The sequence below is a fragment of the Methanomethylovorans sp. PtaU1.Bin093 genome (assembly GCF_002067275.1).
Classification (GTDB): domain Archaea; phylum Halobacteriota; class Methanosarcinia; order Methanosarcinales; family Methanosarcinaceae; genus Methanomethylovorans.
The window spans coordinates 47,681-74,507 of record NZ_MVQX01000048.1; the positions used below are offsets into that span (position 1 = coordinate 47,681).

30 protein-coding genes, 1 tRNA gene and 1 pseudogene are annotated in these 26,827 nt (G+C 42.5%); 19 read left to right on the forward strand and 13 right to left on the reverse strand.

The window, feature by feature from the left end; all coding sequences use genetic code 11:
• The first annotated feature begins 83 nt into the window (after positions 1-83).
• The 4 genes from A4E24_RS05265 to A4E24_RS05280 all read left to right on the forward strand — a co-directional run bounded on the left by A4E24_RS05265 (position 84) and on the right by A4E24_RS05280 (position 3,244).
• Entirely contained in the window at positions 84-1,331 is a 1,248-nt protein-coding gene (locus A4E24_RS05265; protein ID WP_292352236.1) for a replication protein A, read from the forward strand.
• Positions 1,332-1,898, forward strand: coding sequence for an RPA family protein (locus tag A4E24_RS05270; RefSeq protein ID WP_292352237.1), 567 nt, complete (start codon positions 1,332-1,334; stop codon positions 1,896-1,898).
• A 255-nt stretch (positions 1,899-2,153) separates the two neighbouring features.
• A complete protein-coding gene (locus A4E24_RS05275) occupies positions 2,154-2,753 on the forward strand; it encodes a hypothetical protein (protein ID WP_292352238.1) in 600 nt (199 codons plus the stop codon).
• 176 nt (positions 2,754-2,929) lie between these two features.
• Positions 2,930-3,244 (forward strand): hypothetical protein, encoded by a 315-nt coding sequence (locus A4E24_RS05280; RefSeq protein WP_292352239.1) that lies wholly within the window; start codon positions 2,930-2,932, stop codon positions 3,242-3,244.
• 110 nt (positions 3,245-3,354) lie between these two features.
• Here A4E24_RS05280 and A4E24_RS05285 read toward each other — a convergent pair whose 3' ends face one another.
• Both A4E24_RS05285 and A4E24_RS05290 read right to left on the reverse strand, forming a co-directional pair.
• The gene (locus A4E24_RS05285; protein WP_292352240.1) at positions 3,355-4,575 is read right to left on the reverse strand and encodes a DUF6977 family protein; all 1,221 of its coding nucleotides are present in this window, start codon (positions 4,573-4,575) and stop codon (positions 3,355-3,357) included.
• Positions 4,576-4,585: 10 nt separating this feature from the next.
• Complete coding sequence (locus A4E24_RS05290; protein WP_292352241.1) at positions 4,586-5,146, reverse strand: DarT ssDNA thymidine ADP-ribosyltransferase family protein; 561 nt, start codon at positions 5,144-5,146, stop codon at positions 4,586-4,588.
• Positions 5,147-5,462: 316 nt separating this feature from the next.
• Here A4E24_RS05290 and A4E24_RS05295 point away from each other — a divergent pair, with 316 nt between their 5' ends.
• Entirely contained in the window at positions 5,463-5,696 is a 234-nt protein-coding gene (locus A4E24_RS05295; protein WP_292352242.1) for a hypothetical protein, read from the forward strand.
• A 6-nt stretch (positions 5,697-5,702) separates the two neighbouring features.
• Here the strand turns inward: A4E24_RS05295 and A4E24_RS05300 are convergent, their stop codons facing one another.
• The 4 genes from A4E24_RS05300 to A4E24_RS05315 all read right to left on the reverse strand — a co-directional run bounded on the left by A4E24_RS05300 (position 5,703) and on the right by A4E24_RS05315 (position 8,746).
• Positions 5,703-6,233, reverse strand: a complete 531-nt coding sequence (locus A4E24_RS05300) for a metallophosphoesterase (protein ID WP_292352243.1) — start codon at positions 6,231-6,233, stop codon at positions 5,703-5,705.
• An 18-nt stretch (positions 6,234-6,251) separates the two neighbouring features.
• Entirely contained in the window at positions 6,252-7,040 is a 789-nt protein-coding gene (locus A4E24_RS05305) for a MarR family transcriptional regulator (protein ID WP_292352244.1), read from the reverse strand.
• Positions 7,037-7,546, reverse strand: a complete 510-nt coding sequence (locus tag A4E24_RS05310) for an ArsR family transcriptional regulator (protein WP_292352245.1) — start codon at positions 7,544-7,546, stop codon at positions 7,037-7,039. Before A4E24_RS05310 ends, A4E24_RS05305 begins: the two co-directional genes overlap by 4 nt.
• Positions 7,547-7,696: 150 nt before the next feature.
• Complete coding sequence (locus A4E24_RS05315; protein ID WP_292352246.1) at positions 7,697-8,746, reverse strand: deoxyhypusine synthase; 1,050 nt, start codon at positions 8,744-8,746, stop codon at positions 7,697-7,699.
• A 219-nt stretch (positions 8,747-8,965) separates the two neighbouring features.
• On the opposite strand from A4E24_RS05315, the gene A4E24_RS05320 reads away from it, so the two are divergent.
• The 3 genes from A4E24_RS05320 to A4E24_RS05330 all read left to right on the forward strand — a co-directional run bounded on the left by A4E24_RS05320 (position 8,966) and on the right by A4E24_RS05330 (position 10,838).
• Positions 8,966-9,574: a hypothetical protein gene (locus tag A4E24_RS05320; protein WP_292352247.1), complete on the forward strand. Its 609-nt coding sequence runs from the start codon at positions 8,966-8,968 to the stop codon at positions 9,572-9,574.
• Positions 9,575-9,660: 86 nt separating this feature from the next.
• Positions 9,661-10,059: a tRNA (N6-threonylcarbamoyladenosine(37)-N6)-methyltransferase TrmO gene (gene tsaA, locus A4E24_RS05325; RefSeq protein WP_292352248.1), complete on the forward strand. Its 399-nt coding sequence runs from the start codon at positions 9,661-9,663 to the stop codon at positions 10,057-10,059.
• 2 nt (positions 10,060-10,061) lie between these two features.
• Positions 10,062-10,838 (forward strand): nitrilase-related carbon-nitrogen hydrolase, encoded by a 777-nt coding sequence (locus A4E24_RS05330; RefSeq protein ID WP_292352249.1) that lies wholly within the window; start codon positions 10,062-10,064, stop codon positions 10,836-10,838.
• A gap of 54 nt (positions 10,839-10,892) precedes the next feature.
• Here A4E24_RS05330 and A4E24_RS05335 read toward each other — a convergent pair.
• Positions 10,893-11,208 (reverse strand): annotated as a pseudogene (locus A4E24_RS05335) (DUF6951 family protein).
• Positions 11,209-11,395: 187 nt separating this feature from the next.
• A complete protein-coding gene (locus A4E24_RS05340) occupies positions 11,396-12,256 on the reverse strand; it encodes a PHP domain-containing protein (RefSeq protein WP_292352250.1) in 861 nt (286 codons plus the stop codon).
• Between the two features lie 399 nt (positions 12,257-12,655).
• On the opposite strand from A4E24_RS05340, the gene A4E24_RS05345 reads away from it, so the two are divergent.
• Positions 12,656-15,331 (forward strand): tetratricopeptide repeat protein, encoded by a 2,676-nt coding sequence (locus tag A4E24_RS05345; RefSeq protein ID WP_292352251.1) that lies wholly within the window; start codon positions 12,656-12,658, stop codon positions 15,329-15,331.
• A gap of 493 nt (positions 15,332-15,824) precedes the next feature.
• Complete coding sequence (locus A4E24_RS05350; RefSeq protein ID WP_292352252.1) at positions 15,825-16,241, forward strand: YkvA family protein; 417 nt, start codon at positions 15,825-15,827, stop codon at positions 16,239-16,241.
• A 155-nt stretch (positions 16,242-16,396) separates the two neighbouring features.
• On the opposite strand, the gene A4E24_RS05355 is transcribed toward A4E24_RS05350, so the two are convergent.
• Positions 16,397-16,470 (reverse strand) — tRNA-Thr (locus A4E24_RS05355).
• Positions 16,471-16,540: 70 nt separating this feature from the next.
• On the opposite strand from A4E24_RS05355, the gene A4E24_RS05360 reads away from it, so the two are divergent.
• The 9 genes from A4E24_RS05360 (at position 16,541) to hisC (ending at position 24,287) form a co-directional block, all read left to right on the forward strand.
• A complete protein-coding gene (locus A4E24_RS05360; protein ID WP_292352253.1) occupies positions 16,541-17,092 on the forward strand; it encodes an aldolase in 552 nt (183 codons plus the stop codon).
• Positions 17,093-17,170: 78 nt separating this feature from the next.
• Positions 17,171-17,779: a CDP-alcohol phosphatidyltransferase family protein gene (locus A4E24_RS05365; RefSeq protein ID WP_292352254.1), complete on the forward strand. Its 609-nt coding sequence runs from the start codon at positions 17,171-17,173 to the stop codon at positions 17,777-17,779.
• A 49-nt stretch (positions 17,780-17,828) separates the two neighbouring features.
• A complete protein-coding gene (locus A4E24_RS05370) occupies positions 17,829-18,269 on the forward strand; it encodes an archease (protein WP_292352255.1) in 441 nt (146 codons plus the stop codon).
• 116 nt (positions 18,270-18,385) lie between these two features.
• Positions 18,386-19,846, forward strand: a complete 1,461-nt coding sequence (locus A4E24_RS05375) for an RtcB family protein (RefSeq protein WP_292352290.1) — start codon at positions 18,386-18,388, stop codon at positions 19,844-19,846.
• Positions 19,847-20,153: 307 nt separating this feature from the next.
• Complete coding sequence (locus A4E24_RS05380; RefSeq protein ID WP_292352256.1) at positions 20,154-20,636, forward strand: PUA domain-containing protein; 483 nt, start codon at positions 20,154-20,156, stop codon at positions 20,634-20,636.
• Positions 20,637-20,768: 132 nt separating this feature from the next.
• Complete coding sequence (locus tag A4E24_RS05385) at positions 20,769-21,599, forward strand: polymer-forming cytoskeletal protein (protein WP_292352257.1); 831 nt, start codon at positions 20,769-20,771, stop codon at positions 21,597-21,599.
• Between the two features lie 65 nt (positions 21,600-21,664).
• A complete protein-coding gene (locus A4E24_RS05390) occupies positions 21,665-21,994 on the forward strand; it encodes a hypothetical protein (protein ID WP_292352258.1) in 330 nt (109 codons plus the stop codon).
• A gap of 66 nt (positions 21,995-22,060) precedes the next feature.
• Positions 22,061-23,218 carry an acetylornithine transaminase gene (locus A4E24_RS05395; RefSeq protein ID WP_292352259.1) on the forward strand — a complete coding sequence of 386 codons (1,158 nt, stop codon included), beginning with the start codon at positions 22,061-22,063 and terminating at the stop codon, positions 23,216-23,218.
• A complete protein-coding gene (gene hisC / locus A4E24_RS05400) occupies positions 23,205-24,287 on the forward strand; it encodes a histidinol-phosphate transaminase (RefSeq protein WP_292352260.1) in 1,083 nt (360 codons plus the stop codon). The genes A4E24_RS05395 and hisC overlap by 14 nt, the downstream gene beginning before the upstream one ends.
• Positions 24,288-24,298: 11 nt before the next feature.
• Here hisC and A4E24_RS05405 read toward each other — a convergent pair whose 3' ends face one another.
• The 4 genes from A4E24_RS05405 to artA are packed head-to-tail and all read right to left on the reverse strand — an operon-like array spanning position 24,299 to position 26,773.
• Positions 24,299-24,667 (reverse strand): dihydroneopterin aldolase family protein, encoded by a 369-nt coding sequence (locus tag A4E24_RS05405; protein ID WP_292352261.1) that lies wholly within the window; start codon positions 24,665-24,667, stop codon positions 24,299-24,301.
• Positions 24,642-25,340, reverse strand: coding sequence for an archaetidylserine synthase (locus tag A4E24_RS05410; RefSeq protein WP_292352262.1), 699 nt, complete (start codon positions 25,338-25,340; stop codon positions 24,642-24,644). Before A4E24_RS05410 ends, A4E24_RS05405 begins: the two co-directional genes overlap by 26 nt.
• Positions 25,337-25,954 (reverse strand): phosphatidylserine decarboxylase, encoded by a 618-nt coding sequence (locus tag A4E24_RS05415; protein ID WP_292352263.1) that lies wholly within the window; start codon positions 25,952-25,954, stop codon positions 25,337-25,339. Before A4E24_RS05415 ends, A4E24_RS05410 begins: the two co-directional genes overlap by 4 nt.
• 12 nt (positions 25,955-25,966) lie before the next feature.
• Complete coding sequence (gene artA / locus A4E24_RS05420) at positions 25,967-26,773, reverse strand: archaeosortase A (protein WP_292352264.1); 807 nt, start codon at positions 26,771-26,773, stop codon at positions 25,967-25,969.
• Between the last annotated feature and the right edge of the window lie 54 nt (positions 26,774-26,827).

The window sequence follows — 26,827 nt, forward strand, 5'->3', positions numbered from 1 at the left end:
TGGATACGGTCTATATTTATACTTGAACAGAATACTTACACTTGCCTCTCAATAAGAGACAAACCAGAGGCTTGAGGTAGAATATGAACGCGATTGTAACAGACATTAAGTCCAAGTTCCATGAGCTTGGGGTAGATATCCCGGCCGAAAAGATAGAGGAAAGACTAGAAAAACTGATCGTGAAATTCAAGGTTCCCCAGGAAGAAGCCAGGAGAAGCGTTGTCAACTTTTTCCTGAAGGAGCACAGTATTTCTAAGGACAAGTTCTATGGCGGTCAGGGTGAAGTATCTTTTTCAAAAGTAGCTGACATCTCTGAGGATGGAAAATGGTTGAACTTAAAGGCTAAGGTTGTTCAGCTATGGGACAATACTCATGGATCAATTTCCCAGGTTGGGCTTTTGGCAGATGAAACAGGAACTATAAAGTTCGTTTCGTGGATGGCTGCAGAGGTACCTGCAGTTGAAGAAGGAAAAACTTACATTTTTAGGAATGTTGTATCCAGTGAGTGGAACGGTAAAATGGAGGTAACTCTCAATAAGAGCAGTTCTGTTGCAGAGACACCTGATGATATCCACGTCCAAAGTAAACCACAAGGGGTTTCCTCTCTTGTAAAGGTCGCTGACATTTCCGAGGATGGAAGATGGGTCGATGTGAAAGGCAAAATTGTTCAGCTGTGGGAAAACACTAATGAATCGATTTCCCAGGTAGGGCTTATTGGTGACGAAACTGCAAATATCAAGTTCATCAAATGGACGAGAGCAGAGATCCCGGTGGAAGTGATCGAAGGAAAGAACTATCTTTTCCGGAATGCTGTGACGAGTGAATGGAACGGAAAACTGGAGATCACTCTGAACAAAAGCAGTTCCATTGAAGAAATATCCGATGAGATCGAAGTTACTACCAGAGAAGCTGTGCTTACCGCGGCAATGGTGGAGATTCAATCAGGTTCCGGCCTCATAAAACGTTGCCCCCAATGTAACCGTGCTTTAACAAAAGGTGCATGTGCAGAACACGGTAAAGTGGATGGAGTATATGACCTGCGTCTTAAAGCTGTGCTGGACACAGGAACTATTGCTCAGGATATACTTCTTAAAAGAGAAGTTACTGAGGAGATATCAGGTATTACACTCGAAGGTGCCATAGCTATGGCTGCAGATGCACTTGATCAGGGTGTGGTCCTGGAAGCTATGAAACAAAAGCTTGTGGGCAAGTATTATACGGTTTCAGGGCCGAGAGTTGACAGGTACATACTCGTGGAGTCAATAAAAAAGGAATCCATTCTGGACCCTGAATTGCTTGCAGAGCTCATAAATGCAGCGGAGGTGTTCTAAATGGCAGGCTATACCCGTGAAGTTGCCAGAAGGATATTCGCTCAGGAATTCAGGGAATCCAATCTGACCTTCAAGGATGGGAACGACCAATATTCTCCCCAGTATCTATTCACTCCCACGGGCGCAAAAGTAAACAGGATGTTCATAGTGGGGACCCTTACGGAGAAAGAGGACATTGGCAGCGAATCCGAATACTGGCGGGGGAGGGTGTCCGACCCAACTGGTTCATTCTTCATATATGCAGGCCAATATCAGCCAGAAGCCGCTCAGGTGCTTTCAGAATGTGATACACCTGAGTTCGTAGCCATCGTGGGCAAGCCCAGTACGTATACTACTCCGGAAGGCGAGATCCGTACGTCCATAAGGCCTGAGTCAATGTACATAGTCGACGGTGAAACCAGGGATCTCTGGGTGCTTGACACAGCCAGGGCCACTCTGGAGCGTCTGAAAGTCCTTTCTACGTCCCATCCGGATGCCCTGAGAGCAAAAGAACATTACAGGACAGAAACAAAACACTATGCATCCATGGTGCTGAAGGCTCTCAGGTCCCTGCAGGAAGAATATTGATGTTACAGGTTTAATAGCCTGTAATTTTTCTATTTATTTTCTTTTATTTGTAGATCTAAAATGTAGTTTACTGGTGACGTTGGGGCAATTACGCCAGTTGCCGCATATCACGGGGGTGAGAAACAAGATGTCAATGTAGTGAATAGACGGTGTAATGTCAAAAAATATAATTTACTTGGATGTTTAGAGCCAAAACTCATAATGTAATGTATATCGAATCAGTAGGAGTTAATTTATCTTAGGAGTCTGAAATAAATGAATATAAAGAATTATAAGGTATACTCAATTCATTATGGTCTTATCGTGGGAGATATTCTGGATGCTTTAGGAGAGGACATTCTATACTCATATTCCCATGTAAGTAGTAATCTTTACAATATCATTGAGAGCATGGAATTTGATAAACAGTATCTTCACCTAAAAGCAGTTGATGAGCTAGACCCATCCGACAAAGAGTACTGGACTAAAGTGAATATATTATACAGGCCGGTGCCTAAAATTATCCTGGACTGGAGTAAAGTTGCGGAAGTTATGGATGAATGGTTTGATGATAACTATAATTCCGATATCTATGTTGCAAAAGACTTCCACAAAATTCTGTGTGCTCTTGCTCGTCAACTCTATGAGTACGAAAGTGAAATTTTAACTATTAAGTTCAGACATTATGTAGATACTTGCAATGAGAGAGCTAAGAATGCCTTATCTCAATGTATCAATAATGATAACCCACTTGTAAAATGTCGTGATTGCAATAAGCTTGCAGTATGTAAGCTGGTAGAGCAAGGATTTACTGATATATGTGGGTACAAGGAGCAGACACAGGCAGGACATATATTTTACGGAGTTAACGCGTAATTATTTTCGAACAAATCCCATGTAATAGAGTAAGTATGTAATTAGTGTAGCGGTATGAGGATGTTAGACATAAACCAACAGCTTCCGTAAAACACTCCAATTCCTGCGAAGTTGAGCTACATCGCTCAACTTTATCAATTTGGATGAGTACAAATCCTCTATGAGAGATACTTTGTATGGGGTTCGGTCAGCTATTCATCTCCATATCCCTGGTTACTTTTACTCTACTTGGCACATCTGCATGTTACCTTAACTCCGAAATTGTACACGGAGATGAAAATATGCGAATAGAACTTGGATTGGATTATAATCCTATCAGAGACCAGCTTCTGAAGCAAGGAGCAAAGATTAATGAAGAGAAAGTGACCTTGGCAGATACCATGCTTAATTACATAAACCACCTCCGGTTGGAACAAATAATCGATAACAAATGTGCGAAAAAAGCATACAAAAACTTAGGAGACTATATAAATAGAAACTGTGTCAAGTAGCTTAATTAATTTAAAATGTTGTATAGTTAAATACTCACTTTAATATTGAGGATTTATACAGAGACAAAAAACGAATCTTTGATATCCTTACTTTTTCTGGAACGAAAGTCTTACGGATTTAATTTATAACATTCAGCTAATAAATATTTTGATTTATCCAAATCTTTAATTGATTTTAAAGTTATTTCTAAATTTCCTACTCCTATGTGGCGTCGATTTGTAACGTCTCTACTAAAACCGTTTTCAAGTAACACATCATCAGGATTCATTTTTAGATATAAGACCACACTGCCGTTTCGAGGCCTTAAATAAACACTTATAATGCATTTTTTTCTTTGAAAAGAAACATAGGTTTTGTTATTTTTGATTTTTATATCTGTGCCAAGAGAACGAATATATTCTTCAACCTGTCCATATATCTCATTAATGGTGGAATCACAATAGTCATAAGAAAACCAGCAATTAGAATTCCCTTGTTCAATTTCTTTAATAATCTTATCTTCCATTCCACTATATTCTGGATAAGTTTGTATGAACTCAGTCACAGTGGAATTGGAAACCGGCAGCTTATCGGTTTTCTTAACAAGAAATCTCCATTTATTCAATAAAGAGAAAAGTTTATCTAGGGAATTTGAATTAGAAGTGTTTTCATTGGAGAACGAAGAAATGTCCATTTGACTTTCCACATTATAGCCCATCAATTCTAAATATTTACTTTTATCGAAGATTACTTTCTCAAGAAGATTTTGCTTGTGCAGAGAAACATATAAAGCAGCTGCACTAGCCTGACAACTTATTGACTTAATAGGATTAAACTCAATATCAGAAAAACCACTGAATTGTAATAATTGTTCGCTTAATATTGGATTTTGATATAATGCATTAATATAAAGCCAATCATAGAACGCTGTTTTTGGCATTAATCCCCATTTAACACCATTGAAATCAAATCCAATTAATTCGCCTGAATCGTATAGTCTATCGTCTCTTTTAATTTCCCTGCCTTGCATATTAAAAAAATCTTTATAGGGCCCTCCTTTTTCGAATACTTTACTACCTTGATAGGCAGCTTCAACAGTAATTTCATTTCCATTACTAAGCTTTATAAGGAGGTTGAATGCACTCAATTGTTTACCGAGCTCTTTCTCGGATTTTGTCGAAATCTCTAGTATGGGGCTCGTACCTTTCTTTTTAGCTTCTTCATGCAAAGACATAATTGATTTTTGTTTCTGCTGAATAGAGTAACCTGGATGCCATTCAAATTCTATATTTATTTGTTTTACATATTTTTTGTTGGTGAAATTGGGAATAAATATTGGTCTTTGAGCCATGAATACACTCCTATGGGGAAGTAATGTCCTTTAATGAGATATATTCTGGAAAAGTAATATATTTTAATGGGATATGTTTTTTAACCATTACCTCTGCTTGAATATATTGCTTATCCATATCAGAATGACGACAGTAATCATATTCTTGTTTTGCTAAATCGAAATTAACACTTTTAAAATGGCAAATATGACCACCAACTGCCGTACCAGTCCTAGTTGCATTTTTGTTACTAAACAGAGTAGATTGCCAATAAATCACTGATGAGTCAACTCTTAATGAAACTATATTTTGTATCTGCCTTTTTCTCGAGTAAAACATTGGGTGACGTAAGTTAAAACTTAATCGAACATAATCATCCAATCCCTTAGATGAATCAAGGTCTCTAGAAAGTTCAGTCCCGCCGGGAGTTAAAACTTGGATACCGTTACACTTACAATAATTCCAACTATAAAGCCCACCATGAGCGACAATTGATGACAAATTGTTATAGTTTGTACAATGATAAAGTGTGGCAATGCTATGCTTTTTAACTATTCTTTCAAATTCTTCCCAATCCTCTTTATATTGCATACCTGTCCCTATCTCTATGATTAAAATTTAAGCGACTATATAATTTTTGCGAGAGGTTTGAATCATAGTTGTGATATTAAGATGATAAATTTTGTGATTTTATTATGTATTAATAGTCAAATGGATTTCAAAACTCACAATTATAGCATTTTACAATTTTCCGGTACTAAAAGCAGGACTAGCAAAGCCTTTATTGTTCATTTTCAGACCTGAATAGGTACAACTATGGAGGATTTCGATAAACCTCCATTTTCAATCGAGTACTTATATACTCTATATCACAATTTACTTATCTACATCGAATGTATACTACAATATGAAAACATATCTTCTGATCTGGTTCAACAGTAATGGGGCAAGGCCTTCTGAGGTTACCCGCAGCTTGATGTCCCTTGGTTTTACTCCTGTGAAAGGTCCCTACGATTATGTCTATGATTGGGGGAACCACGTAGATATGGATGAGATCCTAAATTTCGGGGACAAGGTGCAGATGACATTAAAAGATACAGGGGTAATGTTCAAGATCGAAACGGTAAATGGTACTCTATAGAGTGCTTTAGTCACCCTCTGCGAGTTTACGTGAATATTCTATATAGTCGCAGGACTGGCCAACGATCTCGATCATCCTGGTGGAAACATTTCCATTATCGATGTCTATCTCCACAGCGCATGGATCAGACATTCTGGGTTTTGTAGGCGATCCCGGGCAAATGAGCAATACATCACTCTTTTCGATCAGAGGTCTGTGGAGATGGCCAAAAACAAGTATGTCCACTTCCATCTCAAGGGCAAGGTATCTGAGAGCAGTCGTATCGTTCAGAGAGAGGGCTCCTTCATGTACTATACCTATCTTTATGCCGCCCACTTCAAATGTGATCTTTGCAGGAAGCTCCCGCTTTATCAAAGCCTCATCTGCATTACCGTGCACAGCTTTTAGTTTGCCGGTTGCTTCAAAAGCCTTGTAGCATTCGTAAGATGTGAAATCGCCTGCATGAGCTATGATATCATAATCTGCGATTACATCCGCAAGATATTCCGGTATTTTTCCGGTTTCAATGTGTGTATCCGAGATAGCTATGATCCTCATTTATGAACTCCAGCAAGTTCAATGCACGGATAGATCGACAAGTTCATATTCCAGATTCTCGCTTTCGAGGCGGCTGAGTATGCCGGGAACCTCTTCGTCGATAGCAAGTACCAATGAGGATAGGCCATGGAAAGCTGCTTCTATCACGGACTCCTTTGCTCCGAACATCACATGTGGCTCCCTGCCCACCCTTCTCAGAGCTATAAGAGATTCAACTCCTATGGTAGCAAGATATGATTTCGATCTGACAAGGTTTTCCAATCTTTCCAGATCAACATTCTTGGATCCGCCTCTTTCTACACGTGGTATCTTACAGACAGTGATGCTTGCATTTTCCAGGTCGATAAGCCCCATCAGATCAGTGACACCTACATCTTCTCCCTTCAATGCAGCGGAGATGGTCGTACCAGTGGCATTAGTGACATTCTGTGTGCTCACGTAGAGTAAACCGTTCCTCATCGTAAGATATACTTCCTGTTCCGCATTCACATCTTCTTCAGCTATTGCGGTCCAGGTGGATACATGACTTATGATGTCGCTCATCACAAACCTTGCATACCTTTTCATCTCGGCGGCGTTTTCCAGGACCCATTCAACCCCTTGTTTTGTTATCCGGTACCTTACTCTTCCTTCAGAGCTCACCAGTCCTTCAGCCACAAGTTCTTTAATGTACTCTGAAACTGCCTGAGGCGTTACACCGATCTTTTCAGCTATCTCCTTTTGCCGAACATTAGGCTGATGGGCAGCCACTTCAATGAGTATCTGGAACTTGGTTATACCACTCTTACTGCTAAGAAGCTCTATCATTCCTTATCATCTACTTCCTTGATGCGTTGTCCCATCACTGCCAGTTTATCAGACCGCCGTGCAACGGCACGGATATACATCGGGCTTTTGTTCAATGCCCTTGTCAGGCTGCTCATGGACTCGTTTCCCTCTATCACAAGTTTTTCCAGTTCTTCTATTACATCCTTCACTTCTTCATAAGGCTTGAACGTCAGCATTATGATATCACTCATGTCTTCCACAGAACACTGAAAATTGGTCTGTACTTTTGAATAAGAACTATGGTATTCTTTTTGTGGTGTCTTTCCAGGTTCAGGCATATGCCATTGGCTTTCGATCAATCCACTTTTCTTAAGGATCTTTATACTCTGTGCAACATCCGTTCCCAGCGTTTCCTCAAGTTCATCCTTTGTCATCCATAAATTTAAGAGGGCATCGAATACTTTTTTATGCCGCTTAGACCCAAAGATCTGGAGAAGTGGTACAAGTTCGGAAGGATCATTGATAATTCTTGTCCGTTTATTCATAGCATTAACCTCTGAATGTACCTCATATGGACCGCGACCAGTTAAATCTCGAAACTCACAAGTACAAGCGATCCAAAAATTCAGTTAATCCATCAGAACACTTTTTGCCAATATATTATGTTCTTTAATCTTAATAAAGGTGATGTGATTTCAGAATGTTTTAAAATCGATAGTTAGTTCTCCATTTTCCTGCCATAGGAATAGTGGGAATTTTCTTTTTTCATGCATGTTCTTCTCATGCAGTGCATGGGCTACAATAGGAAGTGCAATGGTCGCATCCACAAAGACCTGGACTTTCTTTGCGTCTGCAGCTATCTTTCCCCAGGAAACAGCCTCATCGAACGTGCATCCTGAAAGGCCACCCCAGTGAGGGACATCTGTAGTATATTGTATCGCGTAATCATGTCCGGCAATATCTGCACCCATTATGGAAGCCACAACCTCTGTCTGCTGTATGAAGTTCTTGGGCACTCCCCCGCCTACATAAACAACTCCGGTCTTACCAGACATCTCCACTATCCGGGTTATTTCGTCCACATCTTTTATCTGGTCCACATCAACATCAACCCCTGCCCTTCTTGCAATGGTCAATCCTATTCCGATGGAACTATCGCCAAGGGCTGGCACAAAAATGGGAACACCATATTTATACGCGCTACCTACTATGGATCCATCACCATTTCCATCTTCGCATATTTTCTTTCCAAGAAGCCCTATGAATTCTCTTGAGGACATTCTCTTCCCATGAAGTCCTCTGGCAAAATCTGCTATCAAATGGTCTGTATGTCTGAACTCTTCCTCAAAAGCGAAAACATCGTATATTCTGTCCACACCATGCCTGAAAAGCTCTTCATCGTTGGCCAGGTGAGATCCAACATAATGTTTCTTTCCCAGAGCTTCATGACAATCATGGAACAGGTTCGCTCCCGTGCTCACCAGACAGTCTATCATCCTGTTCTTTATCAGATGCACTATCACTTTCCTCATGCCTGCAGGTACCATTGCACCTGTAAGCCCCATCATGACAGTGAGTTCTTCTTCTTTGAGCATATTGTTCCAGGCTTGCACAGATTCGGCAAGTTTCCTGCCCTGGAATCCGGTATATAGCATGCCGTCTACTAGCTGGCCTATAGACCTGTTCGTGACATCTAAAGGTCTTGTTGGGTTCTGAGTGAAAACATTGATCTTGTGTGGTTCCATCCTGGCACCTCTCAATGGACAGAATCATGAGACTCTGAAACGCTACATTAACTGCTGCATTTAACTATCAGTTGGTGTTCAGAGAGACATATCTCTTGAAAAACATACCATCACCATTGTAATTAAGTGTAACCTTTGGTGGTAGCACAACAGTTCTTTATCCTATTCTTTTGCAGACCGATAAATATATCCAATTCTGTTACCAATCAGTCAGGTACCATGTCCCAGAATCTTAGCGAGAAGATAAATGATGTGCTTGCAGATAGGCAATTGTCCATAAGCGCTATCACCAGGGAGCTTAAAGACAAAGGTTTTGTTGAACACAGGCTGGTACTGACTGGATATCTGCGGGCTCTGCGTGACCTCAAAAAATTGCAGGAGATAGAAGTCCCCCCCTCTAAGGTCTACAGACGCCTGGAGCATCATGAAAAGTGCACAGATATTTACTCTATGGTAGGTGATCAGATCAAGAACCTGGACATGGAAGTGCGTCTGCCTCTTGCTATTTATATCATCTCCCGGCTCTTCAAAAGACCGGTTTTCCGGGAAGAGCTTTTGCATCTCGGCATCAATAACAAAAGTGTTGCCAACTGCCTTGAATCTTCCGCATGCATGATAACACTTTCAAGGGACGAGAACCTGAAACTCTATCGCAGTGAGATCACGCGGATATCCATACCTGTAAACGATCCTGCCTATGAAATAAAAGCAGAAGATGGTCAAATGGTCTCCATGGCAAATATTATACTGATGGAAACGATAAAAGACCTTGTGGATCTAAGCGGGCTTACTCCAAAAACAAAGCAAACAAAGCTTGTTGAGATGTGATATCATATTCGAACATATCTTTTTCGGCATCATTGATAACTTCAGGCAGTGATAATCTGGATATAGGGCATGAAGAATTTATTCAAATGTGTCCCATCGGATACGTACATAATACTTTTAAGGAAGCTGTTTTTGATGAGAAGATGTATTCTTCGATATCACAGATAGTCTTGAAAGAAGAACTGCAGGATGGCCTTAAAAACATAACGGATTTCTCTAAGGTCTATGTGCTGTTCTATTTTGACCGCTCGGAAGGCTACGATCTGATCCAAAAACGCCGTTATGATGGAAAGCTATCAGGTGTCTTTGCTTCCAGGTCGCCTAAAAGACCGAACAGTATAGGGCTTACATTGGTGGAATTGCTGGAAGTCAAAGGAAATATGCTTACTGTCAGAGGCCTGGATGCCATTGATGGTACTCCGGTGCTTGATATAAAACCGTTCATAGAAAATGATTTGGCAGGTGATGGTTTACGGTCTCCGTAAATGTGGCATGTATACAAATGGAGGTAGTTCATTGTTCCAAATCGGACAATTTAACGAAAGCTATGTCCATGGCAGAAAAGGCGGTGTCATCAGGAGCAGATATGATTGTACTTCCAGAAGTCTTCTCTACAGGTTTTTGTTATGAAGGAATAAGTGATCTGGCAGAGGAAGCCCCATTCCCCACCATAGGCAAACTTATTGATTTCTCAAAGAGCAAGGAATGTACTATTATAGGCTCTATAATTGAAGCCCGGTTACAGGAAGGAGTTCCTTTATTCTATAACATGGGCTTCTGTGTGGAACATGGAAAGCTTGCGGGTGTCTATCGTAAAAGTCATCCTTTCCTGCGGGAGCAAAACTATTTTGCAGCCGGAAATAGCATACATCCTATATTTCTTGAAAAACATGGTGTCAAAATCGGACTGGAGATATGTTATGAATTGCGTTTTCCTGAAGTAGCCAGAAAACTGGCTCTTGAAGGTGCAGACCTGCTGGTCACTGTCGCTCAATTCCCGCATCCCAGGAAATACCTATGGAGGACACTTGCTTTGGCCCGTTCCATTGAGAACCAAATGCCTCATATAGCCTGTAACCCGGTAGGCTCTTCCCCTACCTCTTCCTTTTTTGGAAATTCTATGATCATTGGCGCAGCAGGTGATGTGCTTGCGGAGGCCGATGATAAAGAATGTATGATCATGCATTTAATAGATACCGCAAATACCGATAAGGTAAGATTGGATATCCCGGTTTTCTCAGACAGGCGTGCAGATTTATACTGATAGCCATTATTTCATTTTTACTCTCATGCAGGCAGAACATTTCAGACCGCAAAGTCATTCATCGAACTCGATACTAATATCTCCCATTTTTCGGGCAAGGGTCTTTGAAAGCATTCCTGATTCCATCCTGCAGACATGCGGTACAGCACAGGGGACGAGGCAGGTGGGTGTGCACTGTAATTCCTGGGCTTTGTTCATTACATAGTTATCTTTGATGTCCATGGTTTCCATCATGGGGATTTCCATTTATGACATCTTCTTGATCTTCTCACAGGGTGTTTCAATATCAGATCTTCATCCCATTCAATTCTCCATGGACCTTGTGAACAAATCCGCATATTCTGGAATTCACTGTAACATTTGAGGGCATGTCATCACCTCTCTGCTATAGTCAATTCTCAAACATGTATATTGATCATGTTTTCCGAATATTTTAATTTACAATTCAAGGATCAGTCTTTTTAGCAAATTCCTCAGTTTGATCAATGCTATTAAAATGAATGAAATCGGAGAAGCTGCAAGCATTGCAGGTATTGCTCACAGAATTATATATTCTTCTATACTATTGATCCAGATGCGGGTATCGGTGATCCGGACAGCATTTTTAGGAGCTTTTCTTCATCATGCTTGAAATTATGCACGTTATAGCTTCCCAGTGGACATCTGCCAATTCTTCCAGGTCCATGGTAATCAGAGCCTCCTGTCATGATCAAACCATATGTACGGCACAGCTCCAGCATAGACTTGACCTGTTGCCAGTTGCTTTTCCCATAGAAGACTTCAAAGCCATCCATTCCGCATTTTACAAAATGGTCCACAACATCGGCAAGTAAGGGCAGACTGTTGTACTGGTCCAGGGTACGGATCAGATGTGCTCCGACTGCTTTGCCCCCTGCTTTATGAATGATATCAATGGCTTCCTCTATTTGGAACTTCTCCACATCTATGAAGTACTTGGATTTCTCAGTGAGCCACAGGTCATGGAACTCATAAGTGGACATGTCCCTGTTGACAACAGCAAGTGCAATATCATGCTTTGTGATAATGCCCTTTGCTGATTCAAGGCGCGAATAATCTACAAGCCATCCATGTGAAGATAGTAAGTCTACCATTTCGTCAGCATACTTCCATGCACGTTTTTTTGCGATCTCAAGTTTCTTTTGCAGATAAGGATCATCTTTATCAAAGCCGTAGCCAAGCACATGTACTTCAATTCCAAGGGGATCGAAGTTGGTTGTGAACTCTATGCCAGGGATGAACTGTAATCCCATTTTCTTGCACTCGTGTTCAACAGATCCAAGCCCGTCCACAGTATCATGATCAGTGACGCTAATGGCCTTTAATCCAATATCCCTTGCTTTTGTAACCAGCTCAGAGGGGTGGAGGTCCCCGTCCGAATAGATAGTATGCATGTGCATATCTGAAATAATTTGAATAATAACACCTCTTCAGCATTTCGTTTTGCAGTTCACTCACCATTAACTAATGTAAATAGGCTATAAGCACCTCTATAGACTATATTTGGCCTGTATCCTAAACATTGATGGCTTGATGTGCAGATCAATATCAAAATACTGGACCCAGAAGTTCAACGCAGAAGTTGTATTGCAATTTTTATAGGATCTAAGTACTGGATTAGCATCTATAGGACAGTTTTTGCTCACGTTTTTCCTCTCCGGTCACGTATATACTTATATAATATATAATAAAATTACTATATAAACTTCTCCACGGGCTACATGTACTTAAGAGGAAAACGTTCATAGACCTATGAACTTCGGATCATTGCATATCACATTCAACAGAATACTTATAGTATGAACCTGATTTTATACCAGATAAATGGTGAAAGAATCGATATGTCAAGCAGAGAAAGGGATATGGCGATAAGATACCTCAATAAAGGGGTATCTTTAAAGGAAAAAGGTCTTCATGCAGAAGCACTTGAGAATTTTAAAAAGGCAGAAGAACATTCCTGGGAGGCTGCTTCTCCGGCTCTTCTGGCAACGGTCATGCAGAACTTTGGAGAACTGCTGGAGGTTATGGGCAATGAGGAAGGATCCTTTGACCAGTATTCTCTCGCAGTTGCAAAGTTAGAAAGGCTTGTTGAAGTCAGTCCATCCTTCAAAGAGCAATTAGCCACTACCCTCAGCAAATTTGCTTCTATGCTTGTGGACAGGGGTAAAAAAGAAGAGGGTAAGGCAAATTACGAGAAGGCTGTCATACTTTACCGGGAACTTCGCAGGGAATACCCAAAGAATGTGCAGATACGTTCCAACATGATCTCTACTCTGAACAACCTGGGTGCTTTGCTTGCGGATATGGGTATGAGGGATGAAGCACAGTGGAAGTTCGAAAGAGCATTGAAAATGCTGGATGACAAGCGTTGTCCTGCAGAGAATTACACCCATTGTTTTGAGAATAAATCCATGGTGCTGGAAAACCTTGCCAATCTTTTGATCGAAAGTGGAGAACTTGAGCAAGCAAGGGAAAAGCTTGAAAACGTCCTTAATATCTATTTCTCCCTGCTTGATCAGGGTCATATGACAGAGCTTTACCGATCAAGAGTTGCTTTAGTCCTTAGCAGAATCGCTCATTTGTCTGTATCCCTGGATAGAAAAGAAGATGCTTTGAAAAGTTACGCCTCACTGGCGCAGATGTATGGCGAGCTTGCAAAGCTTGGACCGGAAAATGAAGAAATGAGGATTGAAAGAGCTTCGGTTCTGGCTTCCATGGCAGATCTATTGGAAGGAATGCACGAGGATAACGAAGCTATAAGCAGATATGAAGAAGCACTGGGCATTTTAAAAGATGTGCAGGCTTCAGAGGAACCATCTAAGTATCCTTCAATGATCATACCTGTACAACTGGACCTCTCGAGACTGCTTGTTTCACAGGATCGAGTGGCTGAAGGTCTTGAAAAGCTGGAAAAGGTCATAGAACTCATATCATTACCCTCCGGGGAAAAAGATATGCAGGCCATTGACCTGGTTTACTCTTATCTAATGCAAATATGTGAACAGTTGTCTGCAAAAATGGGTTATGAGGTCCCAGGAGTATTTGCGCAGCTCCTTGGAATGCATAGCAAGCTCAGCTCACTGAGGATCACTCAGGAAGGCCAGGTCTGCAAGGCAAGAATTATGGAAGCTCTTGGCCGGATACAAATGGATGCAGGAGAAAAGAAGCTTGCTGTTGGAACACTTATGGAAGCTGTAGATATATATACACAGCTGAACGATACATACAACTATTCTTCAGAAATTGCTGATCTATCAGATATCATAGAAGCAAACATGCCGCATATTAAGGATGCTGAGGAACTTCAAAGCATCTATTATGGGATAACTGAGCCCCTCAAAGAGGAAGGCCTTGTACCTGAACAGACCGCACATGCTGGGAGCATTATGGATACACAGGAAAGATTAGCCGATATGGCACTCGATAAAGGAAGATATGAGCAGGCCTTTGATCTCTATCTGGAGATATACTCTGCAGATAGATCAAGGGAAGGAGTGCTTAATAAAGCAGCAGATGTATTGGGGAAACTTGAAGCTGATATGCACCTGAACAAGCGGTCAGGCAATATCCTGAAAGACATGGAGTTCCTTACCAAAGGATATGCTCTGCTTGCAGAAATGGAACCTGCGGACTCAGAACACCGGCGTAACCTTGCAGCCATAGAAAAAGAAATGGGAAAGGTGTTGCTTGATACGGGTCATGTGGATGATGCCAGGCAAAGATATTGTCAGGCCCTTGACAATTATCTCGTGCTAATGGACATGCCAGGTAATAAGCATCATCTCAAAGGCATGTATGCTGTCCTTAAGGAGCTTACTGCTCTCTTACCTGCTATCGGTGACAAGGAAAAGGAGCTGCAATGTCAGGAGAAAATAACTCTGAGTTATTCCCGCATGTGTGAACTTGATCCTCTGGATGCCGGACTTGTGGAAGACCTTGCCGCTTCTCTGGACCACCAGGCATCGCTTCTTGCTGTCCTGGACAGAAAAAAGGATGCTTATGAGCTTCTCAATCAGGCGCTGGATAAGTATGAATTGCTTTATCAGCTTGAATCTTCATACAAACATGCAGGAAAAGCTGCTGTGGCCATGAACAATATGGGGACACTGCTTGCCCGGATGGGAAGGAAAGAGGAAGCGAAACAGATGCTTGAGGATGCTTTGAGGATCTATAACTACCTGCTTGATCAGGAGCCTGATAACACAGAGCACATGGTGCATGCCGCCTGCACTCTGGACAACATGGGCACGCTCTTTGCGAACATGGACAGACCGGAGGATGCAAAGCACATGTACGAATCTGCTTTGCAGATTTATATGGACGCTACAGGTGTAGATCCCGATGACGCCTCATACAATGAATATGCTGCGCTTACCATGGAAAATCTGGGAGCTGTGCTGGAGCGCATGGGCAGGCGTGACGATGCAAAGTGGATGCACGAAAACGCGAAAAAACTGAGAAATGGTGAGGCTTGAGCTCGTTCATTGCCTCCTTTTTTATGATATGAAATGTATGATCTGCTTATTGTATTGAACACTCTCTGCTTTTAATCTATAACTTCGCTTTTCTAGGTAGCAGTACCCAGCGAACCACTTACTTCAATACTGCATATAGTTCCAAGAGTTATATCTTCCTCAGCATCAAAAGCCTGCATGATCTCTTGTATTATTGTGTTCTTCAACTTCCTGCGCTGCCTGGGGTTCACAATGTATCGGCTTTGTAGAAATGCTGGCTTTGTAGAGTTCCTCAGGATTTTGCATGTTGCACATTGAACTGGAAAAGTATGAGAGTAGTTTAGAAATGAGTTCAGTTAAGATAATGTTATTTACAGGATTGGAAATTGTGGTTCAGGAAAAAATTCATTACGATATTTTAATTTACATATATTCAGACAACCAGAAATGGTTGTCCTAAAAATAAATATACTTCTGCGACAATCCTAACTTAAATCTTATTGATGGGGGATGAATGATGAAAAGTTTTTATGATTATCTTCAAGAAGAGATCAATGGTTTAGAAGGGTGTTTTGATAGGTTTATACTTTATATTCCTGATTTTTTCACACTGCTGTGTGATCTGCTTCGTCAAAATATTGATTCCGAAGATAGGAGGATCATTAATTCTGCATTGGCATATTTTGTAGTTCCAAACGATCGGATATATGAAGAAATTTATGGACCCATGGGATACGTTGATGATGTTTATGTCTGCACTTTTGTGTTGAAAAAAATACAAGAAAAATATGGTTATGAGTTCCTTGAGCAACTCTGGGACCATGATGAAGAACTTGATCGTGTTTTGGATTATAGCTACAACAAAAGTTTACAGCTTCTTGGAAACCAAGATCTGATCAAAGAGATATTGCAGTATTCTGGTTTAGACTAGATCAGTTATATGTCTATCATACAAAAAAGAATTGATGCAGATCATTAACATATTGTAGCTAAAAAATCGTAATATCTGAAGATCTAAATCCTTAAAATCCAAGCTACAGGAATAAGCTGTCAAATGCCGTTAAGATATTACTCAAAAAATCCAAAAGCCCCGGGCGTGATTTGAACACGCGACCTAGTGATTACAAGTCACTCGCTCTGCCGGGCTGAGCCACCGAGGCATATATTTATGGATTGCATGCTCTACATAGCATAATAACAGATAAATTTTATGGTATTTCAGGTGTGATCATGTGGCAGGAGATATCCAGGATAGGTGGAAAACTGGTGCAGGGAGGACTCGTGGAGTCGCATTTTGGCAACATCAGTGTTCGTATGGGGGACAAGATGCTCATCACGCGAAGCGGCAGTGCTCTGGATGAGTTGACTTCGGAGAAGATCGTGGAGGTGGATGTGCACGGTGCCTGCGCCCTGGATGTGATCGCTTCCTCGGAGACCGTAGTGCACCGAGCCATCTACAACAGCACCTCCGCATTTGCCATAGTACATGCCCATTGCCCCTATGCTGTGACCATGTCTTTGTTACAGGGAGAGGGCTGTATCTCTCCGCTTGACAGTGAAGGCCGGTATTTCCTGGGTGATATTCCTATCGTGCAGGGCGGCATAGGCTCTGCAGAGCTTGCTGTTGATCTCGCTAAGGTTCTGACTGTCCACAAAGCTGCTATTGTGCACGGACATGGCACATTCGCCATTGGTCGGGTGCTTGACGAAGCCTATGTGCTTACGACCCAGGTGGAGCATTCCTGCCGGATCAAATACCTACACGATCTGATGTGTAAGTGAACTCAAGAGCAAAAAGCAGTTCAAAAGAGAATAACAAAAGAAAGACATTAATCCGAAAAAGCCTTTATAGCATCACACATGACCTCTGATTCCCTACGCCCACATGCTACTCGTTTCATCTCGCCACTTGCACATACGGCTGCAGATGCGGGTATTACTCCAAACCAGATCTCTTTCTTATCTTTGTTGTTCGCCATACTTGCTGGCGTCTTCTACTACTACTCCTTCTCGAATCCCCTGTTAGTTCTGGCAGGGGCTTTTATGGTTTCTCTTAACTCCCTGTTCGATGCGATCGACGGCCTTATGGCAAGATACCTCAAGACCGCCGGTCCAAAGGGAGATTTCATCGATCACGTAATAGACCGCTATGCGGATGTCATAATCATTTGCAGTATCTTTTTTGCAGGTCATGTGCAATGGCAGATCGGGGTTATTGCCATAGTGGGTGTGCTCATCACCAGTTATCTCGGCACCCAGGCCCAGGCCCTCCATCTTGGCAGGTACTACGGGGGTATAATGGGCCGGGCGGATAGGCTTCTGCTTATAATGGCGGCATCTGTGGCATACGTTGCATATCCGTATCATATCTTTATGTTCAATATCCTGGGCTGGGTCATGGTGATAATTGCTGTTGCAAGCCATATCACAGCTTTCCAGCGCATCTGGCATATATGGCAGCAACTCTGAATCCCGGGGATCTTTAAAACTTTAAATACACTTACTTCTATTACTTACCATGCCTGCTGAGCCCAAGAAGTATGAATATCTGGACCACACTGCAGATGCCAAGTTCCTGGCATATGGTAAAACCCTCGAGGAAGCTTTCGGGAATGCAGCTCTGGCCATGTTCAATGTCATGATAGATACAAGTACGGTCTCTAAAGCTTTGTCTCAGGATATCGATCTCACCGCAGAAGACCTTGATGGCCTGCTCTTTGACTGGCTCTCTGAATTCCTGTTCCTGATGGATGCGGAAAATCTTATATTCGGTGATTTCAGGGTGCACAGCATCGAACAGGAAGATGGCCAGTTCCATCTCAATGCTACTGTGTACGGAGAGTATATCGATCTCTCCAGGCATGTCTTCGATACAGAGGTCAAAGCAGCCACATACAATGATATTCAGGTGCAGCGATCAGCAGATGGCTGGGTGCTGAGGGCTACAGTTGATACCTGAGCCACTTATGTAATTTATTCAAGTGCTCATTGAACCAATACTGTTTTACATCCCAGGCCTATAGTTTATATATGGGATGGGAGAATCCAACAAAGGTTTCGAGGAAAGTGATATTCATGTCTGAAGATAGTGATATTTCTCTTAAGCTTAATAAGATCAATGATAATACGTGGGAGGTGCCCCGCGGATATAAGGCGGGCATGCGTGTACCGGGGCGCCTGTTCCTATCTCCTCCGCTTCTTGGAATGCTGGAACAGGGTACATTGGACCAGGTGGCCAATGTGGCTGCATTGCCAGGCATACAAAAATATTCCATGGCAATGCCTGATGCACATCTGGGTTATGGTTTCCCTATAGGCGGAGTTGCAGCTTTTGACAGGGAAGAAGGTGTTATCAGCCCGGGTGGTGTGGGTTTTGATATCAACTGCGGTGTAAGGCTCATCCGGTCCAACCTGAGAGAGAAAGATGTGAGGCCAGGAATAAAGGACCTGCTGGAAAAATTGTTCCACGCTATACCCTCCGGAGTGGGCTCCAAGAGCCGTCTGCGAGTAAATGATGGTCAGCTTGATGATATTTTTATCCATGGCTCACGCTGGGCTGTGGAAAATGGCTATGGAGTACCTAAGGACGTGGAAAGGTGCGAGAGTCAGGGCATGATGGAAGGCGCCCTGGTAAAACAGGTGAGTACCAAGGCACGCCAAAGGGGAAGGCCTCAGCTGGGAACTCTTGGCAGTGGCAATCATTTTCTGGAGGTCCAGTATGTGGATGAGGTATATGACACAAAAGCTGCTGATGCCTTTGGCTTGCATGAAGGCCAGGTCACATTCATGATCCATTGCGGTTCAAGGGGTGCAGGGCATCAGATATGTACCGATCATTTGCGCACTCTTACGCAGGCTTCACAAAAATACAAGATCGATCTCCCTGACAAGCAGCTTGCATGCGCACCTACGGATTCTTCCGAGGCTCAGAACTATTTCGGTGCCATGGTATGTGCGGCCAACTATGCCTGGGTCAACAGGCAGGTCATAATGCACTGGGCAAGGGAAGTGTTCCAGGATTTCTTCCGTAAGGACATGGATGAACTGGGTATGGACTTAGTCTACGATGTAGCACATAATGTGGCAAAGCTCGAGGAACATAGAATTGACAACAAAAAGCAAGAGGTGTATGTGCACAGGAAAGGTGCTACCCGCGCGTTCCCTCCGGGTCATTCCGATATCCCTGCGCTGTATAAAGATGTGGGGCAGCCAGTGCTCATCCCGGGCAGTATGGGCACTGCTTCATACGTACTGCATGGCACAAATGATGCAATGGATATAAGTTTTGGCAGTGCGTGTCACGGTGCCGGCAGGGTTATGAGCAGAGCTCATGCCAAGCACGAGTTCAGAGGAGAACAAATACAGAAAGAGCTCAGCGAAATGGGCATATCTGTCCGTGCCACACAACCTGCACTAATCGCTGAAGAAGCTCCTGAGGTCTACAAATCCAGCAGTGATGTGGTGGATGTTGTCCATAATCTGGGCATAGCAAGGAAAGTTGCACGCTTGATGCCTATTGGGGTTGTAAAAGGGTGAATTCCGCTCTATACATCTTATTTTTTGAAAACAGGAATAAAGAAAACATTTGTGGCAGTTAACCATCAGAAAAAAGAGGAAACGGGCACATTGTTTGAGGGGATGAATGGTTTGCTTGGTTACAGTTACGTTTTTCGGGTTATACAGCTTACAAGCATTTTTCCCGTTTCCTCAACTACTAATAAGTCATTATTATATTTAAATCTGTTTGATGCTAATTATATATTATAATTCATAAAATTGATGTTCATATCTTTAATTTAAAATGACCGCTATACATTTAAAAGGAACCTGTAATTTAGCTGCTATGCAAGATGCAGATAAGAATCTGAGAAAAGTTAGGAGCATAGCCGATCATCAGTTTGGAAAGGGATGTGGTGAAGCCCTTTTTCCGGAAGGTGTAACTTTTCTGCTGTCCAGGACCAACCGTGTCAGGCAAATAATAAACAACGGTCAACGCATTGCCACGGTCAGGGCAAAGGATGGTATGCTCACCCTGAGCATTGCCGGAGCTCAGGTGATACACAATGTCCTTCCTTCGCCTTCCTATAGGGTGATAGTGTGTGATGACGCAGTTCCCTTTGTATCGAAAGGCAAGACCGTTTTCGCGAAACATGTCATTAGCTTGGACAAAGAACTTAGAGCCGGAGAAGAAGTCCTTGTTGTCGATGCTTCTGATAAGCTCCTTGCCACTGGTCAGCTTTTACTTTCCCCGGATGAAGCTCTATCCATAGGCAGAGGGCCAGCTGTTGATGTGCGCAATGGTATAGACCAAGAGAAAGACACATAATAATTAATAATATATACATGCCATTTTATACCATGTGTGCTGTAACCGTAGCTACAATTCACCATTTACGGAAGTGATATCATAGCCGAAGAAACTCTCCTTAAGACCTTTGTGGTCCCCGACAACACAAAAATGGAAGAGCACACTATTGTCGTGGAAGGTGATGTGATAGTAGGTAATCATTCAGATATCAAGTACGGTATTCACGCAAATTCTGCCATTCTGGGTGAACGCGTGGAACTTGCTGGTGATCTTGTATGCAAGTCTGATGTACGTATAGACATCTGGTCCCGGATAGGTGGAAATGTCAAGACAGGTGAGGACGCCTATTTGGGAGAATTTGTCAACATAGATGGTAAACTGATTGTCAAAGGTGACCTAGATATCGGTAATGATGTTAAGATCAACGGAGGCTTTGAAGCAAAGGGCTGGATAGTCATACGTAACCCTGTACCTGTCATTGTGTATCTTTTCCTATACATAAGTGAACTTCTGCGTCTTGGTAAGGATGAAGAGGTGGAAAAAGCACTGAATGAACTTTTTGATGATACTGTAGAGGTTATGGTTCCCGCTGCTATGATAATTCCAAACGGCTCAAGTATATCTATCGACTCTATCCGCGTACCTTCTCATGCAGTTATAGGGAACGGCTGCAGGCTTGTAGGAAATATCCGTTCCACTTCATTGGAGATGGGTAGTGATAATACTCTATACGGGAGTATAAGGACAATAGATGACATCCATCTTGGAAAGAACAATTCCATTCATGGGAATATTGTTTCCAGGGGAATGGTGAGGATCTCTGAAGGTTCCCATGTGTTGGGCGAGATCAATGCGCGCACCGTCAGGATACATGAATCTGCAAGGGTTGATGGTGTAATGAGAGCTTCTGAAGGTGTTGTCTTTGAAAGGGAAGAAAATACTGAGTTAAGTGACAGTCAACTGATGCAGCTTGATGTTTGAATTATATAATAATATTAGGTATCTCCAATATCAGGTAAGATCATGAAAAGTATGGATGCTTTCATATGAATGCAAATTTTCTTATTGCAATGGATGTTCTGATGCGTGGTCTCACCGTAGTTCTTGCATTGCTTGTTTGCTATGAGTTGAACAATTACAGTGCAGATGTTGTGCGTTCACGCCTTTTTGTATCCTACAACAAGCTTAAGTTCAGTTTCTACTTTCTATCCCTGAGTCTATTGTTCTTTTTCTTTGAACCTTTGCTATCACCATTTCCGATTTCGGAAGAAACTGGCTACAGGTATACTTTTGCAATGTTCTTCTTCCAGGCATCTCTTGTGTTCCTGTTACACAATATCTATATCTCATTGAAACCACCACGCAAGATCCTTTAAGCATCGTCAAGTCTTTATATATTCCAAATATACCTAACTGCCTTGTAATTAACAGAGGTGTGTTCCATGTCTTCCATAAATTACGAAAGCATCGCACAGAAAGATGCAGCGCATGTCATGCAGACATATGGGCGCCAGCCGCTCGCACTTGTCAGTGGGAAAGGTGCAGTTGTCTGTGATGTCAATGGTGTGGAGTACATAGACTGCGTTGCAGGTATCGCAGTCAATAATGTAGGGCACTGTCATCCAAGGGTAGTGGAAGCCATAAAGTCCCAGGCAGAGAAGCTCATACATGTTTCAAATCTTTATTATACGGAGGTCCAGGCCGATCTTGCCGAGGAACTGGTGAAGTTAACAGGTATGGAACGCGCCTTCTTCTGCAATTCCGGAGCAGAGGCAGTGGAAGCTGCAATGAAACTGGCTCGTGTCACTACAGGAAAAACAGACTTCATAGCTGCAGAAAGGTCTTTTCATGGGCGTACCATGGGTTCACTTTCAGTAACTTACAAGGAGATGTACAGGGCTCCATTCAGGCCTCTGGTGCAGGAAGAGATCTTTGTGCCATACGATAATGCTGATGCCATGGCAGAAGCTATCACAGAGAAAACCGCTGCTATCATCATTGAGCCTATTCAGGGAGAAGGTGGCATTCATGTGCCTTCTGATGGTTATCTGCAGGAAGTGCGCCGCATATGCGATGAACATGGCATACTGCTGATCTTTGATGAGGTGCAGACGGGTTTTGGCAGGACCGGTAAATGGTTCTGCAAGGACCACTTCGGTATCCAGCCGGATATAATGTGCATGGCGAAAGCCATGGGTGGCGGTTTCCCCATGGGGGGAATTGTTGCAAAAAAAGGCATAGCTTTCAGTAAGGGTCAGCATGCCTCTACTTTCGGCGGAAATCCCCTTGCATGTGCTGCAGCTCTGGGTTCCATCGCAGCAATTAAAGAAGATGGTCTGCTGGAGCGTACCACTGAACTTGGCAAGTATTTCATGGATAAGCTCACGCAAGCCGATATTCCTGGCTTCAAAGAGGTTCGTGGCCGAGGTCTTATGATCGGTCTGGAACTGGAGCGTAACTGCACTGAAATAGTGGACCATGCAAGGAAGCATGGAGTGCTGCTTAACAGTACTTCTGAAACTGTCATACGTCTGGCTCCACCTCTTGTTATTAACAAAGACCAGATCGATAGGGTGGTAGAGGTAATTGAGCAGGCTTGAACTCATCGATGAGAACATTCGGACTATTCCCGAATATGTACCGGGCAGGTCCATAGAGGACACAGCAAAAAAATATGACCTTGATCCGGCTTCCATCATAAAATTGGGCTCCAACGAGAACCCATTAGGTCCTTCTCCAAAAGCGGTTGAGGCAATTTTGGAAAACGCAGGAAAGGTCCATCTCTATCCTTCAGCGGATGCAGGTGAACTTGTGGAATCTCTGAGCAGGTACCTTTCTCTCCCTGTTTCCAATATATGTGCCGCAGGCCCAGGCATGGATGGACTGCTGGATAACCTGATGCGGCTTATCATTCAGGAAGGTGATGAGGTTATACTTCCAATACCCACTTTCTCCTATTATGAAATAGCTGCCCGTGCAAACGGAGCTTCTGTTATATGTGTTGAAAGGAAAGAAGATTTCTCTGTAGATATTGATGCTATTAGAAAAGCAGTGTCTTCCAGAACAAAAGTGATCTTCCTCTGTTCTCCTAACAACCCTTCAGGTAACATGGTAGCAGAATCTGACGTAAGGATGCTTTTGGAATCCTTCCGCGGATTGGTGTTCGTAGATGAAGCTTACGTGGAATTTGCCGAACACAGCGTCACAAACCTTGTAATGGAATATGATAACCTGGTTGTAGGCAGGACGTTCTCTAAAATATTTGGCCTTGCTGGCTTACGTCTAGGTTATGGTGTAATGCCTGCCTGGCTTAAGAAAGAATATATGAAGACCGCAACGCCCTTCAACGTCAGTCTCCCTGCATTGAAAGCCGGTGTAGCCGCTATCACTGACAAACAACATATTGAAAAGAGCATTGCAATGGTCAGAGAGGGACGCAAATACTTGCAGGAACAAATACCCTTTAAGGTATATGATTCCACGGCCAATTTCGTACTTGTGGATGTTTCTCCCCGCAGTGCCAGTGAGGTATGTGAATCCCTCCTTAAAAAAGGTATAATTGTCAGGGATTGCCGTTCTTTCAGGGGTGCTGGCAACTCTCTGATAAGGGTCACTGTAGGCACACAAGAGCAAAATACGCGTGTAGTAGAAGCATTCAGGTCAGCATAAATTATCCGATGTCATCGGATATTTGATATTTCTTCGATCTTCATTAAGGGATAATCCAGATACTTGTCGTATTTAAGAGAAGCCTTTACCATTATATCTTTATATTTCATGTACAGAGTGACATCCAGCATACGCCCTTCCAGTTCGCAGTATCCGAATTCACTATTCAGTCTGGCACTTATCATGTCCCTATCGATCCTAACTGTTATGTTCTCTACAAAGGGTTGAACAGATATGCTCTGAGCTATTGCTTTTTCCAGACTGTCTACTGTCCCCATGTTCACAGGTGAACCACTAAATTGATGATATAGTGCTCCAAGCTTGATCCCAGCTTCAAATAGGGCATTATCTCTTTCAGTTATGCTGTTTATTGTGCTCATGAATGTCTTTCCCCATGTTCCTTATAAAGATTGGAGAGATGATGTAAAGCATCATAGCCAGCACTAAAGGAACTGTGGCTATACTTGTAAATGCTGGGTCAAGGAAATACGATACTATGGATATGGCAAATATAAGAGTTAATGGCAGGGTTTTCTTTTTGCTTCTGATCTTCATGTAGGGTATACTGCTCACCATCAACATCCCCAGTATTATGCAACCTGCTGCCACAGCAATTGACTGTAGATGTCCCTCATCCACCAGTATTATTGCGGCAACTGTTATTCCACCTGCTGTTATAGGCAAGCCTTTGAAAAAAGCACTGTCAGGTTTAGATATGTTAAACCTTGCAAGCCGCAGGATACCGCAGATCAGATAAAAGCAGACAGCTACAAATGTAACAAATTCGCTTATATATGTGGTTATTATAATTGCGGGTGCCACGCCAAATGAGATCACATCTGCAAGCGAATCAAGCGACCCCCCAATATCGCTTCCTCCTATATACCTAGCCATGCTCCCGTCCAGACCGTCTGCAATTGCAGCTAAGAGGATCAATGTACACGATAGTTGCACCATTCCGTACTGTATTGCAACTATCGCTCCAAAGCCACACAATGCATTGAGCAGAGTGATCAGATCAGGCAATTTCAGAGTACTAAATATGTCATTCACTCCTTCTGTTTTAATCTGGCTATGGTTGTTCGGCCGGCATATACCTTGTCACCTTTATTGCATTCGATCACAAAGCTCTCTGGAACTGTTACGTCCACCCTGGAGCCGAAACGGATCATCCCTATACGTTGCCCCCTTTCCATAAAGTCTCCTTCCTTTATGTAAGGCACTATTCTTCTGGTAATAGTGCCTGCTATCTGGACAACTTCTATTTTCCCATATTCTGTATCCATGTATATGTGTTGTCTCTCATTTCGGTGAGAGTCCTTACAAAAGGCAGGTATATATCCACCTTTCTTATACTCGAGTGAAGTGACCTTTCCTTTTAAAGGCGCCCTGTTCACATGAACATTCTGAAAGTTCATAAAGATACAAAGTTTTCTGTTCCTTATATCTACTATCCTGCCGTCGGCTGGGGAAAGCATGCATTCGTTACCCTCCGCAGGATACCGTTCAGGATCACGGAAGAATATAAACAAGAATGCCAGTACCAAAATTCCTATTGTCAATACTGTCTTTGCATATGAATGTGCTGTGAAATAGGTCACTAATACAAAACAAAATGTGATCCCAAAAGTAGTCAGTATCCAGGGAATTGAACCTTTGGCAAGCATTTAATGATTTCCCTACACTTTCTTCCTTAATTTATTGATTTGTTCGGTGGTCATGTTCCAAAGGCCATCAATGAGTTCCAGGATCTCAGGTAGTATACGCATTACCATGTATGCGATCACGAACAGAGCTACTCCTGACCCAGCCTTTGCTATCATATGGTGAGCGATCTCAAAGCTATTTGGTCCAAACCACATTTCACCATATGCGACCACTACAAATACATCTCTTAATATATTAAGTATATAGATGACGGGCACTGATACCATGAACGCGGATAGCAGTTTTTTCATCGGTGCGTTCACAGAAGCTATCAGCCCCATAAAAAGGGCAATGCTTTCAATGGCAGTGCATCCCAGGATTATCTCCACGGTGTGGCCGTTATATGTTATCATGTTACCCGCCCTATAAGCCGAGAAGCCTAGCATGTTCAGTGTCCACATTATATTGTTTGTTACCATGCCGATCAGCCATTCTTTCAGGGCTGATATCTCTGCAAAAGGAAAATAGAACACTGATCCGATAGCAATGGCATTAGTGGCCATATATGTGATGTCGATCTCACCTTCCATAGGTGTGTATCTATTCGTATATTGCAGATACATTGTGCGTGCTATGAGCAAGCAAAATATGCTCATTGCTATGGTAAGCGCCACGTTCACATAGTCATCTATGGCAATATAATGGAACGGCTGCTGCAGCCAGTGAATTGAGAATACGGTCCATCCTCCTGCTCCTATTACTCTTTTATATCTATTTTTTCCAGACAGGATTGCACTGAGAAGCATCAATGAGATGGATATCCATAGTATGATAAGCATTAATAGCACCTGTAATTGTATGGACTTATATACTTGTCAGCCATAATAAACTTG